The organism is Kribbella sp. NPDC051620 (assembly GCF_044453825.1).
Classification (GTDB): domain Bacteria; phylum Actinomycetota; class Actinomycetes; order Propionibacteriales; family Kribbellaceae; genus Kribbella.
The window spans coordinates 161,748-176,491 of record NZ_JBITDB010000005.1 but is presented as its reverse complement, the minus strand read 5'-3'; the positions used below and the strand labels follow the sequence as shown (position 1 = coordinate 176,491).

18 protein-coding genes and 5 tRNA genes are annotated in these 14,744 nt (G+C 66.7%); 15 read left to right on the top strand and 8 right to left on the bottom strand.

Annotation, left to right across the window (positions count from 1 at the left end; genetic code table 11):
* The first annotated feature begins 84 nt into the window (after positions 1-84).
* The gene (locus tag ACIA12_RS25415) at positions 85-372 is read left to right on the top strand and encodes a DUF1905 domain-containing protein (RefSeq protein ID WP_396369577.1); all 288 of its coding nucleotides are present in this window, start codon (positions 85-87) and stop codon (positions 370-372) included.
* Here the strand turns inward: ACIA12_RS25415 and ACIA12_RS25410 are convergent.
* Positions 313-1,659, bottom strand: coding sequence for an MFS transporter (locus ACIA12_RS25410; RefSeq protein WP_396369576.1), 1,347 nt, complete (start codon positions 1,657-1,659; stop codon positions 313-315). The two genes, ACIA12_RS25415 and ACIA12_RS25410, sit on opposite strands and share 60 nt — an antisense overlap.
* A gap of 121 nt (positions 1,660-1,780) precedes the next feature.
* Here ACIA12_RS25410 and ACIA12_RS25405 point away from each other — a divergent pair, with 121 nt between their 5' ends.
* The 4 genes from ACIA12_RS25405 to ACIA12_RS25390 are packed head-to-tail and all read left to right on the top strand — an operon-like array spanning position 1,781 to position 5,526.
* Positions 1,781-2,230 (top strand): helix-turn-helix transcriptional regulator, encoded by a 450-nt coding sequence (locus ACIA12_RS25405; RefSeq protein WP_396369575.1) that lies wholly within the window; start codon positions 1,781-1,783, stop codon positions 2,228-2,230.
* A 5-nt stretch (positions 2,231-2,235) separates the two neighbouring features.
* Complete coding sequence (locus ACIA12_RS25400; RefSeq protein ID WP_396369574.1) at positions 2,236-2,646, top strand: VOC family protein; 411 nt, start codon at positions 2,236-2,238, stop codon at positions 2,644-2,646.
* A gap of 5 nt (positions 2,647-2,651) precedes the next feature.
* Positions 2,652-5,015, top strand: a complete 2,364-nt coding sequence (locus ACIA12_RS25395; RefSeq protein WP_396369573.1) for an ATP-binding cassette domain-containing protein — start codon at positions 2,652-2,654, stop codon at positions 5,013-5,015.
* A 52-nt stretch (positions 5,016-5,067) separates the two neighbouring features.
* Positions 5,068-5,526 (top strand): GNAT family N-acetyltransferase, encoded by a 459-nt coding sequence (locus ACIA12_RS25390; protein WP_396369572.1) that lies wholly within the window; start codon positions 5,068-5,070, stop codon positions 5,524-5,526.
* Here ACIA12_RS25390 and ACIA12_RS25385 read toward each other — a convergent pair.
* The 3 genes from ACIA12_RS25385 to ACIA12_RS25375 are packed head-to-tail and all read right to left on the bottom strand — an operon-like array spanning position 5,499 to position 6,814.
* Positions 5,499-5,945: a GNAT family N-acetyltransferase gene (locus ACIA12_RS25385; protein WP_396369571.1), complete on the bottom strand. Its 447-nt coding sequence runs from the start codon at positions 5,943-5,945 to the stop codon at positions 5,499-5,501. The genes ACIA12_RS25390 and ACIA12_RS25385 overlap by 28 nt on opposite strands.
* Before the next feature lie 39 nt (positions 5,946-5,984).
* Positions 5,985-6,398 (bottom strand): hypothetical protein, encoded by a 414-nt coding sequence (locus tag ACIA12_RS25380; RefSeq protein WP_396369570.1) that lies wholly within the window; start codon positions 6,396-6,398, stop codon positions 5,985-5,987.
* A 32-nt stretch (positions 6,399-6,430) separates the two neighbouring features.
* Entirely contained in the window at positions 6,431-6,814 is a 384-nt protein-coding gene (locus ACIA12_RS25375; RefSeq protein WP_396369569.1) for a YybH family protein, read from the bottom strand.
* Positions 6,815-6,863: 49 nt separating this feature from the next.
* Here ACIA12_RS25375 and ACIA12_RS25370 point away from each other — a divergent pair, with 49 nt between their 5' ends.
* Together ACIA12_RS25370 and ACIA12_RS25365 are read left to right on the top strand one after the other, a co-directional pair.
* Positions 6,864-7,211 (top strand): VOC family protein, encoded by a 348-nt coding sequence (locus ACIA12_RS25370; RefSeq protein ID WP_396369568.1) that lies wholly within the window; start codon positions 6,864-6,866, stop codon positions 7,209-7,211.
* A gap of 142 nt (positions 7,212-7,353) precedes the next feature.
* The gene (locus tag ACIA12_RS25365; RefSeq protein WP_396369567.1) at positions 7,354-8,349 is read left to right on the top strand and encodes a chitinase; all 996 of its coding nucleotides are present in this window, start codon (positions 7,354-7,356) and stop codon (positions 8,347-8,349) included.
* A 163-nt stretch (positions 8,350-8,512) separates the two neighbouring features.
* Here the strand turns inward: ACIA12_RS25365 and ACIA12_RS25360 are convergent, their stop codons facing one another.
* The gene (locus ACIA12_RS25360) at positions 8,513-9,328 is read right to left on the bottom strand and encodes a maleylpyruvate isomerase N-terminal domain-containing protein (RefSeq protein ID WP_396369566.1); all 816 of its coding nucleotides are present in this window, start codon (positions 9,326-9,328) and stop codon (positions 8,513-8,515) included.
* Between the two features lie 133 nt (positions 9,329-9,461).
* On the opposite strand from ACIA12_RS25360, the gene ACIA12_RS25355 reads away from it, so the two are divergent.
* The gene (locus ACIA12_RS25355; RefSeq protein WP_396369565.1) at positions 9,462-9,989 is read left to right on the top strand and encodes a DinB family protein; all 528 of its coding nucleotides are present in this window, start codon (positions 9,462-9,464) and stop codon (positions 9,987-9,989) included.
* Between the two features lie 42 nt (positions 9,990-10,031).
* On the opposite strand, the gene ACIA12_RS25350 is transcribed toward ACIA12_RS25355, so the two are convergent.
* The 3 genes from ACIA12_RS25350 to ACIA12_RS25340 all read right to left on the bottom strand — a co-directional run bounded on the left by ACIA12_RS25350 (position 10,032) and on the right by ACIA12_RS25340 (position 11,550).
* Positions 10,032-10,379, bottom strand: coding sequence for a hypothetical protein (locus ACIA12_RS25350; protein WP_396369564.1), 348 nt, complete (start codon positions 10,377-10,379; stop codon positions 10,032-10,034).
* Between the two features lie 133 nt (positions 10,380-10,512).
* Complete coding sequence (locus ACIA12_RS25345; RefSeq protein WP_396369563.1) at positions 10,513-10,932, bottom strand: hypothetical protein; 420 nt, start codon at positions 10,930-10,932, stop codon at positions 10,513-10,515.
* A gap of 542 nt (positions 10,933-11,474) precedes the next feature.
* Positions 11,475-11,550 (bottom strand) — tRNA-Thr (locus tag ACIA12_RS25340).
* 323 nt (positions 11,551-11,873) lie between these two features.
* On the opposite strand from ACIA12_RS25340, the gene ACIA12_RS25335 reads away from it, so the two are divergent.
* The 7 genes from ACIA12_RS25335 to ACIA12_RS25305 all read left to right on the top strand — a co-directional run bounded on the left by ACIA12_RS25335 (position 11,874) and on the right by ACIA12_RS25305 (position 14,464).
* A complete protein-coding gene (locus tag ACIA12_RS25335) occupies positions 11,874-12,017 on the top strand; it encodes a hypothetical protein (RefSeq protein WP_396369562.1) in 144 nt (47 codons plus the stop codon).
* A 152-nt stretch (positions 12,018-12,169) separates the two neighbouring features.
* Positions 12,170-12,241, top strand: a tRNA-Pro gene (locus ACIA12_RS25330).
* 149 nt (positions 12,242-12,390) lie between these two features.
* Positions 12,391-12,464 (top strand) — tRNA-Arg (locus ACIA12_RS25325).
* A gap of 89 nt (positions 12,465-12,553) precedes the next feature.
* The gene (locus tag ACIA12_RS25320) at positions 12,554-13,000 is read left to right on the top strand and encodes an HNH endonuclease (protein ID WP_396369561.1); all 447 of its coding nucleotides are present in this window, start codon (positions 12,554-12,556) and stop codon (positions 12,998-13,000) included.
* A gap of 32 nt (positions 13,001-13,032) precedes the next feature.
* Positions 13,033-13,105, top strand: a tRNA-Gln gene (locus ACIA12_RS25315).
* Positions 13,106-13,141: 36 nt separating this feature from the next.
* Positions 13,142-14,335 carry an RtcB family protein gene (locus ACIA12_RS25310; RefSeq protein WP_396369560.1) on the top strand — a complete coding sequence of 398 codons (1,194 nt, stop codon included), beginning with the start codon at positions 13,142-13,144 and terminating at the stop codon, positions 14,333-14,335.
* Between the two features lie 40 nt (positions 14,336-14,375).
* Positions 14,376-14,464 (top strand) — tRNA-Ser (locus ACIA12_RS25305).
* The last annotated feature ends 280 nt before the right edge of the window (positions 14,465-14,744 follow it).

The window sequence follows — 14,744 nt, the reverse complement described above, 5'->3', positions numbered from 1 at the left end:
CCCCACCCAATCGCCGAATCCCGCATACACGAAGCACGATGAGCAAAGCGGCCGGAAAGTTACGGCGGGCCATATTCTGGGCCGGTGCAGCTCGAGTTCAGTGGTGAGATCTGGTTCTGGCGGGGGCCCGCGCCCTGGTACTTCGTGACGGTGCCGGAGCCCGAATGCCTCGACCTGCAGGCGTCGTCGGCCTACGTGAGCTACGGCTGGGGGATGATCCCGGTCACCGCGCAGATCGGCGGGACCGAGTGGACCACCTCGCTGTTCCCGAAGGACGGCCGGTACATCGTGCCGCTCAAGACCGTAGTCCGCTCAGCCGAGTCCCTCGACGAGGGCGACACCGTCGTCATCCAGCTCACCGTCGCCGACTGATCCGCTGTCGTTGGCTGACCGGTTGTCGTTGGCTGACCGGTTGTCGTTGGCCGGCCCCCGGTCGGCGGCTGAGGAGTCCCGGCGAGCGAGCAGGAGGAAGGGCACCGCGAGGAGTTGGAGGCCGGCGCTGATGACGTACGCCTGCCCGTAGCTCGACGCATCGGCGGCCCGGCCGAGCGCCGGCTGGATGACCACGCCACCGGCCGACGCGAACAGGTTGTCCGACGAGAGCACTGTCGCCCGCTGTGCCGACGGGATGAGGCTGTTCAGGAACGCCTGCCGCACGGGCATGGCTGCAGCGAACATGGTCGCCCAGATCGCCAGTAGAGCCAGCGCAAGCCAGAAGCTGGCGACCAGCCCGATCAGTACCAGCACTACGGCGGTGACGATCACGGTCAGCAGCAATACCGAAGTACGGGCTCGGAATGCGCGGCTGACGAGTCCTGCGGATGTCCCGCCGAGGATCTGCGCGACAGCGACGATGGAGGCGGACACCCCGGCGACAGCGTACGAACCGGTGTGGCCGTAGAGCTGCAGGAGGTACGGCTGGGCGGCATAGAAGCCGTAGACGCTGACACCTGCGGTGAACGGGCCTGCGAGCATCAACCAGCGCACTGGTGGATTGCGCAGCCCGTGGTCGAGCGACGAGCGCAGGATGTCCCGCATCTCAGCAGTGACCGACACACGCGGCTTGGGCGCGAACCCGACATCATGCATCGCCCGCCAGGCCACCACGAAGGTGAGGACGAGCAAGACGGCGCGGACGAGGTACGGCGTACCGAGGTTGGTCGACTGAGCCAGTACGCCGCCAGCGATCGTGCCGCCGACCATGGCGATACCACTGGCGACCTGCCCCTTCGCAAACGCCGACTCGAGCGACCCCTGGTACCCACTGGCCGCCAGCCCGTCTACCAGCCAGGCCTCGGTCGCCCCGCTGAAGAAGGTGAACCCCAGCCCGAGCAGCGCCGACGCCACCGCCCAAGGCGCGAACCCAGCCTTCACCTGCCACAGCAACAGGTAGAGCAAGGTCGACCCGACCAGCGTCGCCGTACCCAGCAGGTACGAGGCCCGCCGGCCGACGGTGTCCGCGACGACGCCCGTCGGCACCTCGAACAGCACCTGCCCCAGCGTGAAGAACGCATTGGCCGCGAAGGCTTGCCCGACACTCAGGCCGGCGTCCAGCAGGAACAGCGTGTTGATACCCCAGATCATCGACGAGGCAGCCGTCGACACCACCATCAGCGTCAGGTAAGTCCGTAACAGATGATCTGCCGTCGATCGCATCATGTACCCCTTCCATAGCCTCACCCGGTACGTCGGAACACCCGCGGCCGTCTCGACCTGGGTTGTCCACAGGTGGGCTCGAACGTGCTCCCGGCGGTCTACGGAATATGGCACGATCGGTGACATGAGCGGCAGAACAGACGACGACCAGCGGTTGCGCGATCTCGCGCTGCTGCGGCGCGTCCGGGACCGGATCGACCGGGAGTACGCGCAGCCGCTCGACGTCGAGGCACTGGCCCGGGGGGTGAACATGTCGGGTGGGCATCTCAGCCGGCAATTCCGGCTTGCTTACGGAGAGTCACCGTACGCGTATCTGATGACGCGGCGGATCGAGCGGGCGATGTCGCTGTTGCGGCGGGGCGACATGAGCGTGACGGACGTGTGCTTCGAGGTGGGGTGCTCGTCCTTGGGTACTTTCAGCACCCGGTTCACCGAGCTGGTCGGCGTACCGCCGAGCGTCTACCGCAAGCAGGCCGCGGGGGAACTGGCCGGGATGCCGACGCTGCTGTCGAAGCAGGTGAGCAGACCGATCAGGAATCGAGAAGCACCCGCCCCCGAGTCACGGCTAGCGTGATCGCCATGGACATCACGATCAGCGCGAGTTTTCTCCCCCACAACGACCCGGATGCCGCGCTCGCGTTCTACCGCGACGCGCTCGGCTTCGAGCTGCGCAACGACGTCGGCTACAACGGCATGCGCTGGCTCACCGTCGGCCCGCCCGGCCAGCCCGGGACCAGCATCGTGCTGCACCCGCCGGCGGTCGACCCCGGCATCACCGAGGAGGAGCGCAGGCTCATCACGGAGATGATGGCCAAGGGCACGTTCGCCGGCATCCTGCTCGCCACGCCCGACGTCGACGCGGCCTTCGCCAAGCTGCAGACCACCGACGTGGAGATCGTGCAGGAACCGATCGACCAGCCATACGGCGTACGGGACTGTGCTTTCCGTGATCCGTCCGGCAACATGGTCCGGCTCCAGGAAGCGCGCTGACGACGATGCCGAGGAAAGAACACGTTGCTGACAGCCACGACCTGATCCGGGTCCAGGGCGCGCGGGTGAACAACCTGAAGGACGTCAGCATCGAGATCCCGAAGCGCCGGCTGACGGTGTTCACCGGCGTCTCGGGGTCGGGCAAGAGCTCGCTGGTGTTCGGCACCATCGCGGCCGACTCGCAGCGGATGATCAACGAGACCTACAGCACCTTCGTGCAGGGCTTCATGCCGACGCTCGCCCGGCCGGACGTCGATGTGCTGGAGGGGCTGACGACGGCGATCATCGTCGACCAGGAGCGGATGGGGTCCAACCCGCACTCCACGGTCGGCACGGCGACCGATGCGAACGCGATGCTCCGGATCCTGTTCAGCCGGCTCGGCCAACCGCACATCGGCTCGGCGCAGGCGTTCTCCTTCAACGTCGCCTCGATCAGCGGCGCGGGCGCGGTCACCGTGTCGAAGGGCGGCCAGACGACCAAGGAGCGGCGCAGCTTCAGCATCACCGGCGGCATGTGCCCGCGGTGCGAGGGCCGCGGCTCGGTCACCGACTTCGACCTGACCGCTCTGTACGACGCATCGAAGACGATCAACGAAGGCGCGCTGACCATCCCGGGGTACAGCATGGACGGCTGGCAGGGCCGGATCCTGCGTGGCTGTGGTTTCTTCAGCGTCGACAAGCCGATCGCGAAGTTCACCAAGAAGGAACTGCACGCGCTGCTCTACCAGGAAGCGACCAAGATCAAGGTCGAGGGCATCAACCTCACCTACCACGGGCTGATCCCGCAGATCCAGAAGTCCTTCCTGGCCAAGGATGTCGAGGCGATGCAGCCGCACATCCGCGCCTTCGTGGAGCGGGCGATCACCTTCCAGACCTGCCCGGACTGCGACGGCACCCGGCTGAACGAGGGCGCCCGCTCGTCGAAGATCGCCGGCGTCAACATCGCCGACTGCTGCCAGATGCAGATCAGCGACCTGGCCGACTGGGTCCGCGGCCTGAAGGACAAGACGGTCGCGCCGCTGCTGGAGAAGCTCGAGCACACGCTCGACTCGTTCGTCGAGATCGGCCTGGGCTACCTGTCGCTCGACCGGCCGGCCGGCACGCTGTCGGGTGGTGAGGCGCAGCGGGTCAAGATGATCCGGCACCTCGGGTCGTCGCTCACCGATGTCACCTATGTCTTCGACGAACCGTCGATCGGGCTGCACCCGCACGACATCCAGCGGATGAACGAGCTGCTGCTCCGGCTGCGCGACAAGGGCAACACAGTGCTCGTGGTCGAGCACAAGCCGGAGATGATCGCGATCGCCGATCATGTCGTCGACCTCGGGCCGGGCGCCGGCACGGGCGGCGGCACGATCTGCTTCGAGGGCACCCTCGACGGGCTGCGGGCCAGCGACACGTTGACCGGTCGTCACCTCGACGACCGGGCGTCGCTGAAGCCTTCGCTGCGGTCGCCCTCCGGTCACCTGGAGATCCGCGGCGCCACGTCGCACAACCTGCAGTCGGTCGACGTCGACATCCCGCTCGGGGTGCTGACCGTGGTGACCGGTGTCGCGGGCTCGGGGAAGTCGTCGCTGATCCACGGGTCCGTACCGGCGTCCGCTGACGTGGTGTCGATCGACCAGACGGGGATCAAGGGGTCGCGGCGCAGCAACCCGGCGACGTACACGGGACTGCTCGAGCCGATCCGCAAGGCGTTCGCGAAGGCCAACGGGGTCAAGCCTGCTCTGTTCAGCGCCAACTCCGAGGGCGCTTGCCCGAACTGCAACGGCGCCGGGGTCATCTACACCGACCTGGCGATGATGGCGGGGGTCGCGACGACTTGCGAGGTGTGCGAGGGGAAGCGGTTCCGCGAAGAGGTGCTGGAGTATCAGTTCGGCGGGCGGGACATCAGCGAAGTACTGGCGATGTCGGTCACGGAGGCGGAGAAGTTCTTCGCCGAAGGAGACGCCCGTACGCCGGCCGCGCACAAGATCCTGACGTACCTGGCCGATGTGGGCCTCGGCTACCTCAGCCTCGGCCAACCGCTGACCACCCTGTCCGGCGGTGAACGCCAGCGACTCAAGCTGGCGACCCACATGGGCGAGAAGGGCGGCATCTACGTCCTCGACGAGCCGACCACCGGCCTGCACCTGGCCGACGTCGAACAACTCCTCGGCCTGCTCGACCGCCTGGTCGACGACGGCAAGTCGGTCATCGTCATCGAGCACCACCAGGCAGTGATGGCCCACGCCGACTGGATCATCGACCTCGGCCCCGGCGCCGGCCACGACGGCGGCCAGATCGTCTTCGAAGGCACCCCCGCCGACCTGATCACCCAGCAATCGACCCTCACCGGCAAACACCTGGCCGCCTACGTGGCCTCCTGATGCCGCCAACCGGCTCGACCCAGCCCGGCGGCTCCACGCAGCCCGGCAGCTGATGCTGTACGACGGGCCGCCGCTGATGGACGGGAATATCTCGCTGGCCGCGATACGACCCGCTGACCTCGAGGAGTGCCTGACAGATCCGATCGTCAGGCACTCACTGACCTGGGCCGACCGTGCGACATCCGACCCGTCGATGCTCTATTTCGGCATCTTGCGCTCTGAGGTCCTGGTCGGCCAGATCTTCCTCCACGACCGCCACATGAACGAGGCTTTGGTCGGCTACCACCTCTTCACTGCCGCCAACCGTGGCCAAGGCATCGGCACCACAGCCCTGCGCCTCCTTCAGCGTCACGTCACCGACCACCTGGACCTGCAGCGCCTGATCGTCATCACCTCAGCCGACAACGTCCCCTCCCAACGGCTGGCGCTCCGTTGCGGCTTCACCTTCGTCGGCTCACCAAGAGAAGACCCGACCGGCCTCCTCTACGACTGGAAGATCAGCGACTTCTGATAACAGCGGGCGAGCTGGTCGTTGATGTACTTGCCGTACGGCTCGCTCAACCGATAACCGCACCTTTCGTACAAGGCGATCGCCTCCGGCTGCCGCTCCCCCGTCGCCAGGCGAATCGTCCGGTATCCCACCCCCGACGCCAGCTCCTCAAGCCCGGCCAGCACAGCCGAAGCGATCCCGCGCCCACGAAAGGCCGGCTCGACGTACATCCGCTTCAGCTCCCCCACGGTCGGATCCCCAGTCGGCTGCAACGCCCCACACCCGATCCCCCGCCCGTCCACGCAGGCCACCAGAAACCGCGCCCCCTCATGGACCGTCGAGCGCCCCTCACCCCCATACCGCGCCACCAATTCCCGGAAGGCAGCCGCCAGCAACTCGTCCAGCTCCCCATCCCCCATGACCCGCTCTTCGATCAGCACCGGGTAATGCTAGGCGCGGCGACACCGCAGTACGGCGTACTAGCAGGATTGCTCGACCACGAGCAGGTGGTTGTGATGCTCGTCCTTGAACTCACCGGCGAGGAAGTCGGTGCAGTCGCCGGCAGGGCGGACGATCTCGGAGGTCAGATAGGGCTTGATCTCCGCCGCGAAGCTCTCGCGCTCTTCCGGGAGCACGTCGCGGGCTTCGTTCGCGTAGAACCGCAGAACCCGCACCTCCGGATCCCTGAGCAACTGTTGAACCCGCTTCCACGGCATCAACTCGTCACCACCTCGCAACTGCCACCAGACGCCATGCTCATCGGTGAACTCCCCGTCCACAACCGGCTGACTCCACGCGACAGACGGCTCGCTCGGCCCCGACCCCGAAGCCTCCGCCTCCGCAAAGATCGCGGCAAAGCTCTTCCCGCGCTCACCCCTCCGCTTGTGTCCCACCGCCCCATCATCACCCCCCGACCCATCGCGGGTCAGGTACTTAAATGTTCGTGGACCACCTGCCACCGACCGTCACGCCTGGCCAGCGCATTAGTACCTCGCCCCCGCCCCTCGCGCCGCTGACCGTCGACGAACCCAACCCAGTGAAACCTGTACCGGACAACGGCGAAGTCCGCCGACACATGGACCCATCGCACATCGCTGATCGTGTAGATCTCATCCCGGATCTCCTCGAAGGTGCGCTGCACCGCACCGGCGATCGCCTCGACTCCCTCGTAGGACCCATCGGTGAACCAGTAGCTCGCATCATCCGCGATGAGCTCCCGCAACCGCCCGACGTCATGCGCGTTGGTCCGCCTGCCGTACTCCACCATGAACGCCTCGAGCTCGACGCCGACCGACCCAGCTCGCTCCATACCCACAGCCTGTCAGGATCCACCGACAATTCTGTGGCAGGCTTCGAAGATGGGTGGGACGAGACTTGAGCACGTGCGGGCGAACGTTGCTGATCTGAACGCCGCCGTCGAGTGGTACACGACTGTTCTCGGGTTCGAGGTGGAGGCGTACTGGCCACCGGAGGCACCGAACTACGCCCACTTCGTCACCGGCTCCGGCGCGACCTTCGCGGTGATGGAGGCCGAGGGCCGCGGCGGCCGCTTCAACTTCACCGTCGACGACCCGGACGCCTTGTGGGCAACGGTGAAAGACCTGGCCGTCGTCGTCGAGCCGCTCTTCGACACACCGTACGGAACCCGCAAGTTCACCATCGCCGACCCGGACGGCAACGAACTCGGCTTCGTCCGCAACGGTTGAGGCGCCCGGAGTCACGTTCTAGAAACCTCGTCACGCATATTGACCGGGCGCTGACAGCGCGTCATGATCATCCAGGTAATGGATAGGAAAGTTTCCTAACTTAGTTCGGCCCAACTCCTACGCCCCAGGATTGAGGTTCGAGATGCGCTCACGCATGCTCAAGATCGCCACCGCCGCCTTCGCGGCCGGCTCACTGGCCCTCGGTGCGGCAGCCGCCGCGCAGGCCGCTCCCAGCGCAGTACAGGCCGACCCCGCCAGCATCGGCGCGGCGCCGTACCTGTACCTCGGCTGGGGCAACCCGCAGAAGGCAACCGACATCATGAAGGCCGCCGGCAACCAGTGGTTCACGATGGCCTTCGTACTGGCCGACGGGAGCTGTAACCCGAAGTGGGACGGCAACCGCAGTCTCACCGGCGGCAACGACCAGTCCGTCATCAACAGCATCCGCGGCGCCGGCGGTGACATCATCCCGTCGTTCGGCGGCTGGGACGGCGACAAGCTCGGTCTCCGGTGTACGTCGGCGTCCGCGCTGGCCGGCGCGTACCAGAAGGTGATCAACGCGTTCGGGCTGAAGGCGATCGACATCGACATCGAGAACACCGAGTTCCAGAACAACACCGTCCAGCAGCGGGTCGTCGACGCGCTGAAGACGATCCGGGCAAACAACGCCGGCCTCAAGATCTACGTCACCATGGGGACCGAGCAGACCGGCCCGGACTCGTGGGGCAGCGGCCTGATCACCAAGGCGAAGAACTCCGGCTTCACGCCGGACGGCTGGGTGCTGATGCCGTTCGACTTCGGCGCGGGGTCGGCCAACATGGCCACGCTGACCCAGAAGGCGTCGGAGGGCCTGAAGGGCAAGCTGAAGACGGCGTATGGCTGGAGCGACGACACGGCGTACCGGCACATGGGCATCTCGTCCATGAACGGCAAGACCGACGACGGCGAGACCGTCCGCCTCTCGGACTACCAGGCGATGCTCACCTACGCCCAACAGCACCACCTAGCCCGCTTCACCTTCTGGGCCATCAACCGAGACCGCCAATGCAGCAGCGGCGGCGACGCCGGCTCCGACTGCAGCGGCATCACCCAAACCCCCTACGCCTTCACAAAAGTAGCCGCCCAGTTCCACGGCTGACCCGATAGCGCCCCGGCCCGCACCGGGGCGCCTCGCCCACCCAGGCACCGAAGCCGACGTACTCCGTCCCCGCCGGTCCCGCCGCTCTGCCGGTGCCGCCGGTGCGGCGGTGTCGCCCGCTGAGGTTGGGCGCGATCCCGCGCCCGAAGAGATGGCGGCTCGGTCAGCCTGCGACATGGGCGGTGTTGTCGAGCCAGTGGTGGGCTAGGTCGATGTCGCCGGCGATGGTGATGCCGGTGGTTTGGTGGTCGGTGAAGGGGAGCCTTCGAGTCATGGTCAGGAGCAGGGATCCTGCTGGGCCGGACATCGTTACGTCCGCCTGGCGGGTCCCGGTTCCAGGTTGCCAGGTTGCTCCGTCGGGCCGGCGCTCGACGAACCATGCCCCTTCGTCGCCCGCGACGTCGGTGGCCAACCATTGAAGCGTCTGACCGGTACCGCGGATGGCGTGAGCAGACTCGGACCGTCGCATCTCCCAGGTGGGCGAGGTGAGCATCGCGAGATGGTTCCTGATGAGCGCGGCCGCGACGTCGCCTTCGACGTCGGTACCAACCGAGCGGCCAGCCGCGTTGGCGGCGTCGAAGCCGTGTACTACTGCTTCGTTGAGCATGCTGGTCAGCCAGAATTGGGTGCCGGAGCGGTCGTCGCCGGCCGCGTTGAAGACCGGGGCGTCGAGGGCGTCGTCGGAGCATGCGTCGGCGACCCGCTGTGCGAATTCCGCCAGCCACGCCTGCCATTCGCCGGGGTCGGCGGGAAGTACCGCCATCTCCGTGGGCAACTGAGTGGGGTCGGTGATGCGGCGCTCGATGATCTCCGCGACCCAGTGCTGGGTCTGGCCGACGTGCTCGACCAGGTCGGTCACGGTCCACTCCGGAGCAGTCGGTACGGCGGCGTACGGCCCAGCCGCGACGGCTGAATCCGCCAGCCGCCGAGTGTGCTCGACAATCGCCAGCCGGGCACGTTCCGCGATCAACTCAGTCATCGTTGTGTCCTCTCAGGCTCGGTACGGACCCCCGTCCGTCTGCCCCAGACTCTGCCGAACGACGTTTACGGTTTCTTTCCGATCCTCTGCCGTGCGAGCATCGAACGATGCGCCTCAAGGGACTCAGAACGGCATGAGCGCTGACGCTGAGGGATACCCGGAACTCGACGCCGATGAGCGGACCACGCTCGGGCAGTTTCTCGATCAGTACCGCCGGCGGGTGCTGTCACGGCTCGAACAGCTGACAGATGCCCAAGCACGTACGAAAAGCCTCCCCGCCACGAACCTGACGCCGGGCGGCATCGTGAAGCATCTGGCGCACATGGAGGATCACTGGTTCATCGCCCGAGTCGGCGGAGGCGAACTGCCTCAGCCCTGGGCATCGGCACCACTCGACACCCAACCGCATTGGGCCTTCGAGTCCGCGGCCGACGACACGGTTGAAGAGATCTCCGCGCTCTACCGAGCCGCCTGCACCCGCAGCCGCCAGGTCGCCAACCAACTCCCCACCCTCGACACAACCGCCCCACGCCCCTCATTCGGCAAAGGCCCCGTGACCCTCCGCTGGGTCATGGTCCACATGCTCGAGGAAACGGCCTGCCATGTAGGCCACCTAGACCTACTCACCGACGCCCTCCCGACCACATCCAGCCAGGCGTAAAGAAGCACCGGCGTCGCTTGGTCTCGGTGGGCGCGTTTGAGGTTAGAGCTGGTCGATTCCATCCAGGGCGAGATCGCCGAAGAACAGGTACGCCACCGCGAGAGCGAAGAAGGCAGCAGGGACTATCGGTGATCTGTCCGCCCGCCTCGCACGCAGGATCACGTAGATGGGGAGAAGCAAGATGCCCCACCACGCCGAGACCCGTACGCCGGCCCGCCGTAGCGCCGCGGAGTCCACGCCGACCACGACCCAGTTCGTGAGCGTTGCGAAGAGGAGCGCCGCCCTCTCGGCGTCGCTTGCGCCGAACATTTCGAACGCCAGGGCGTCAAACGCGACCCACGTCACCGGCAGCAGCGCGAGACACCATGCCGTACCCGGTGCACGCACCATCGATCGACCTGGTGCCGTCCGGGGACTGCCCACGACATCCTCACCGTCTACAGCCACGTTCCGCCACCGTCCGTCCGAGACACCTGCAGAGTTCTACCAGGCCCGCGCTGACGATGACACAGTTGCTCGATCCTCAATCCCACCACAGGGTGACCAGGCGGGCGGGCGGTGGAATCTCGATCTCCTGTAAGGGAGGTACTCCGTTCCACCAGTCGTCCCCCGGCTCACCTGGACTGAGCGGGACTGCCCACGACGCCACCTCGAACGGCGAGACTGTCGTGACCACGTAGACGTGATCGCTGAAGGGCCAATCGTCTGGTCCGGTCACCTCCGAGACACCTACCCAGACGCTGTCCACCTCCGGACGGTCACGGATAGCGCTCAGAACCTCGTAGAACCGAGCAGGGCCAGGGTGGTCCGGCAGATTGCAGCCGATCGACGCGGGATCTTCGTTTCCGTCGAAGAACAACTCCAGACTGACAACAGGCTCGGCGCCGGCCCCATCGTCATACCCACCCTGTCTGGCAATCTCCGCATGCAGTTCCGCCAGCATTCGCTCTCCCAGAATCGACGCTCCCGGACAACCCAGCCCGGCAACACGTCCGATGATCGCGCATCAATTGACGGATCACAGCCGAAGCGACGGTCCGTTCTCCGTCGGCTGCTAGGTGACGGAGCAGACCATGCGACAGCCGGTGGCGCACGCAGCAGCACGGGGTAGCTAGCTGGCTGCGCATCGCGGGTCCGGACGGCGCCGAGTGATTGCCCGCGTGGTGGGGCGCCGCAGCCAGCGGCTCTGGCCTGGCGGCCGATTACGTTCCGCGCTGCTTCGAGGTTTGCGCGGGGGAGCTTCTACTCGTCGGGGGGTGGACCGCGGGAGGGCCTATCCGGGTCCAGGGTCTGCCCAGCAGGTACGTGGTGGCGGGTCCTGGGGGTTGTCGACAAGCGGGCGCAGCACGCGCGCCCAGGGTGGGTGGGAGCGGTCCGCGGAGCGGGCGACGGAGGAGCCTGCGTAGGGGGCCGCGTGGGGAACAACAGTCCTGGAAACGACGAAACCCCCGGGTGAGGGAGTGGCCTCTGACCTGGGGGTTTGGGTGGAGCCGCCTGTCGGAATCGAACCGACGACCTTCTCATTACGAGTGAGACGCTCTGCCGACTGAGCTAAGGCGGCGTGGCCCGGGGGCCGATGCAAGAGTGTAGCGGGATGGCGGGCTGATTCCGAATCGGATACCGGGACGCGGTCCAGGTTGGAGGTGCCGGTGGGGGCAGGGGTGGAGGAGGGCGGCGGCTGGAGGTGGGTGGGGACGGGGGGGTCTGTGGGGGCTGTCGGGCGGGTGCCGGCGGGTGAGGGGTAAGCGAGTTCAGCGGAACCCGCGGGGTAGGGGAAGCGTCAGAAATGGCGGGGAATAGATGTTGGCGGAAATGCATTGACTTGAGTTGACGGCATGGGTGAAACTAATGCCCGCAAGGACCTAACAGACTAGGAGAAGCACCGTGACCGGCACGCAAGAGTTCGGGAAGTTGTGGCGCGATGAGCGCGACAGCATGCCTGCTTGCCTGCGATCCGTGCGCCTGTACGCCGAAATCGACGAGCTCGCGGGGAGCCTGAGCCCGGCGTACGGCGGTCCACCTGACTGATCATCGAGCATCAGTCGGGAGCCGCCAGCGCCGGGAGAGTCCGGAACTAGGCGGCTCTTTTGTTTTCACTTCATATTTTCCATGAATGCGCTTCGCGCTGCCCACGGGCGGCAATTCGGACAATGACAACTGGATATGCCATTTGCAATAAGCGAGCTGTAGGCCAGCGGCAGGCCACCTCATTTGGGATGAGGGGATCGGGGGTTCGAGTCCCTCCAGCTCGACCGGGCGCCCGCAGGAAGCTCAGCTACCGGCCGAGCGAGCGCCAACCCCTGGGACGTCGGCCGCGATCGGAGGAGGCTCCGAACCGCCACCGCCGCCCACTCACGCGCCCTGCGCCGGAAATCCGGACACTCCGGCGCAGGGCCGGTGAACGCCCGTGGCCCAACCGGACAGAGCACCTGCCTACGAAGCAGGAGGTTGCAGGTTCGAATCCTGCCGGGCGTACCCGAGCAAGCAGTACCACGTATGCCGCACCGAAGAAGGAGACCCGGCAACTAGCTGTCGGGCACACTGGAGGAGAGGAGGAACCAAGCATGAGCGGTGTCATAGTGCTCAACGCCTCATATGAGCAGCTCCACGTCGTGTCGGTCCAGCACGCCATCCGGATGCTCGTCCGGGAGGTCGCGGTCGTCGAGGAGGCGCACGACGGCGCCAGCATCGGCCCGTTCCCCTTCCCCCGCGTACTGCGCCTGGTCCGGTACGTCGTGACCAAGTGGCGCTACGCGTCCGGCCGGCTGCAGTACACCCGGGCCGGCGTGCTGAAGCGTGACAAGTACCGCTGTGCGTACTGCGGCCAACCCGGCGCCACCACGATGGATCACGTCGTACCGCGCTCCCGTGGCGGTCGTGGCGAGTGGCTGAACGCCGTGGCCGCCCACGCGCGCTGCAACGAGAAGAAGGGCTGCCGCACGCCCGAGGAAGCCGGTATGCCGCTGCTGTGGCAGCCGTGGATCCCCTCGCGTGCCGAGTTAGCACTCTGACGTAGTACCCACCGGGTATGGCGTCAGAGCCATGCCAGGTGGGTGACGGCATCCCACCCTCGGTTCTGACCCGGGGTCCCGCAGGTTCGAGTCCTGCCCTGGCAGCTTTTTGCATGCCATGAACCAAGTAGAGGAGTGGAGATGAACGTTCAGTACCCGGTTGAGCTGAGTGGGGCGAAGAGCTCCACTCTGATGTGGGCGCAGGAGCACGAGGTCGGGGCGCAGGCGCTGCAGCAGCTTCGCAACATCGCTGCGCTGCCGTGGGTGCACGGTGTCCGGGTGATGCCGGATGTGCACCTGGGCAAGGGGGCGACCGTCGGGTCGGTGATCGCGATGTACCAGGCGGTGTCGCCGGCCGCGGTCGGGGTCGACATCGGGTGTGGGATGGAAGGCGTCCTCACCTCGCTGACGGCTTCGGATCTGCCGGACGACCTGGCCGGCATCCGGTCGCGGATCGAGGCGGCGGTACCGGTCGGTTTCCGGGCGCACGAGTACCCGGTCAGTGTGCGCAAGCTCGGGCTGGATCGCGGGTGGGACCGGTTCTGGGGTTCGTTCAGCAGCCTGCACGACGGCGTACAGGACCGGGAGAAGAAGGCGCACCAGCAGATGGGGTCGCTGGGCGGCGGCAACCACTTCATCGAGGTCTGCCTGGACGATGACGACCGGGTCTGGCTGATGCTGCACTCGGGGTCGCGCAACATCGGCAAGGAGCTGGCCGAGCGGCACATGCGGATCGCGAAGGCGCTGCCGCACAACGCCGACCTGCCGGACCGCGACCTGGCGGTCTTCCTGGCCGGTACGCCGGAGATGGACGCCTACCGTCAGGACCTCACCTGGGCGCAGGAGTACGCCTCGCGCAACCGCGCGGTGATGCTCGCCCTGGTGATGCAGGCGGTCCGGGAGTCGTTCGAGCAGGAGATCACGTTCGAGAAGCCGATCTCGTGCCACCACAACTACGTGGCGGAGGAGACGATCGACGACCTCGACCTGCTGGTCACCCGCAAGGGCGCGATCCGGGCCGGGCTGGGTGATCTCGGGCTGATTCCGGGGTCGATGGGGACCGGTTCGTACGTCGTCCGCGGGCTCGGCTCGGAGCAGTCGTTCTACTCGGCCTCGCACGGGGCAGGCCGGCGGATGAGCCGCAACGAGGCGAAGCGCCGCTACACGGTCGACGACCTGATCGCCCAGACCGCCGGGGTGGAGTCCCGCAAGGACGCCGGCGTGCTGGACGAGCTGCCGGCGGCGTACAAGGACATCGAGTCGGTGATCGCGGCCCAGACGGATCTGGTCGAGGTCGTCGCGCATCTCAAGCAGGTCATCTGCGTCAAGGGCTGAACCCGGCCGCCGTGCTCAGGGGACACGGCGGCCGGGCCGAGGTGAGGTCCGCCTGATGGCAAGGGCAGCGGTTTGCTAAACCGTCGACGGGCTCCGGCCCGTCCGTGAGTTCGAATCTCACTCTCACCGCTCCCAGCAAGGGAAACGACAACTAGTCAGAGAGGAGGACCGGCTGTGGCCGACCTCAGAAACAAGCGGAGGAAGATTCCTGGCGGTAGGACCGGTGCTCCGGTCCAGCAGGGGCATGCCTTGCGGCGGGTACACCTCGCCTGTGGGCATGTGCAGCGCGATCGGATCGCGCACGCGGGCGATCACGTGTGGTGTGAAACAGACTGCGCCGACTGGGTCCGTGTGGTCTCGGTCGAGGAGTAGTAGTGAACCTGTACGCCGGTCACAGCGACCGGCGTAC

What these genes read in the sequence shown, in the direction of transcription:
- ACIA12_RS25410 (WP_396369576.1), bottom strand. Translation starts at nt 1,659, where the DNA reads ATGATGCGATCGACGGCAGATCATCTGTTACGGACTTACCTGACGCTG.
- ACIA12_RS25405 (WP_396369575.1), top strand. Translation starts at nt 1,781, where the DNA reads ATGAGCGGCAGAACAGACGACGACCAGCGGTTGCGCGATCTCGCGCTG.
- ACIA12_RS25400 (WP_396369574.1), top strand. Translation starts at nt 2,236, where the DNA reads ATGGACATCACGATCAGCGCGAGTTTTCTCCCCCACAACGACCCGGAT.
- ACIA12_RS25395 (WP_396369573.1), top strand. Translation starts at nt 2,652, where the DNA reads ATGCCGAGGAAAGAACACGTTGCTGACAGCCACGACCTGATCCGGGTC.
- ACIA12_RS25390 (WP_396369572.1), top strand. Translation starts at nt 5,068, where the DNA reads ATGCTGTACGACGGGCCGCCGCTGATGGACGGGAATATCTCGCTGGCC.
- ACIA12_RS25375 (WP_396369569.1), bottom strand. Translation starts at nt 6,814, where the DNA reads ATGGAGCGAGCTGGGTCGGTCGGCGTCGAGCTCGAGGCGTTCATGGTG.
- ACIA12_RS25370 (WP_396369568.1), top strand. Translation starts at nt 6,864, where the DNA reads ATGGGTGGGACGAGACTTGAGCACGTGCGGGCGAACGTTGCTGATCTG.
- ACIA12_RS25365 (WP_396369567.1), top strand. Translation starts at nt 7,354, where the DNA reads ATGCGCTCACGCATGCTCAAGATCGCCACCGCCGCCTTCGCGGCCGGC.
- ACIA12_RS25360 (WP_396369566.1), bottom strand. Translation starts at nt 9,328, where the DNA reads ATGACTGAGTTGATCGCGGAACGTGCCCGGCTGGCGATTGTCGAGCAC.
- ACIA12_RS25355 (WP_396369565.1), top strand. Translation starts at nt 9,462, where the DNA reads ATGAGCGCTGACGCTGAGGGATACCCGGAACTCGACGCCGATGAGCGG.
- ACIA12_RS25350 (WP_396369564.1), bottom strand. Translation starts at nt 10,379, where the DNA reads ATGGTGCGTGCACCGGGTACGGCATGGTGTCTCGCGCTGCTGCCGGTG.
- ACIA12_RS25345 (WP_396369563.1), bottom strand. Translation starts at nt 10,932, where the DNA reads ATGCTGGCGGAACTGCATGCGGAGATTGCCAGACAGGGTGGGTATGAC.
- ACIA12_RS25320 (WP_396369561.1), top strand. Translation starts at nt 12,554, where the DNA reads ATGAGCGGTGTCATAGTGCTCAACGCCTCATATGAGCAGCTCCACGTC.
- ACIA12_RS25310 (WP_396369560.1), top strand. Translation starts at nt 13,142, where the DNA reads ATGAACGTTCAGTACCCGGTTGAGCTGAGTGGGGCGAAGAGCTCCACT.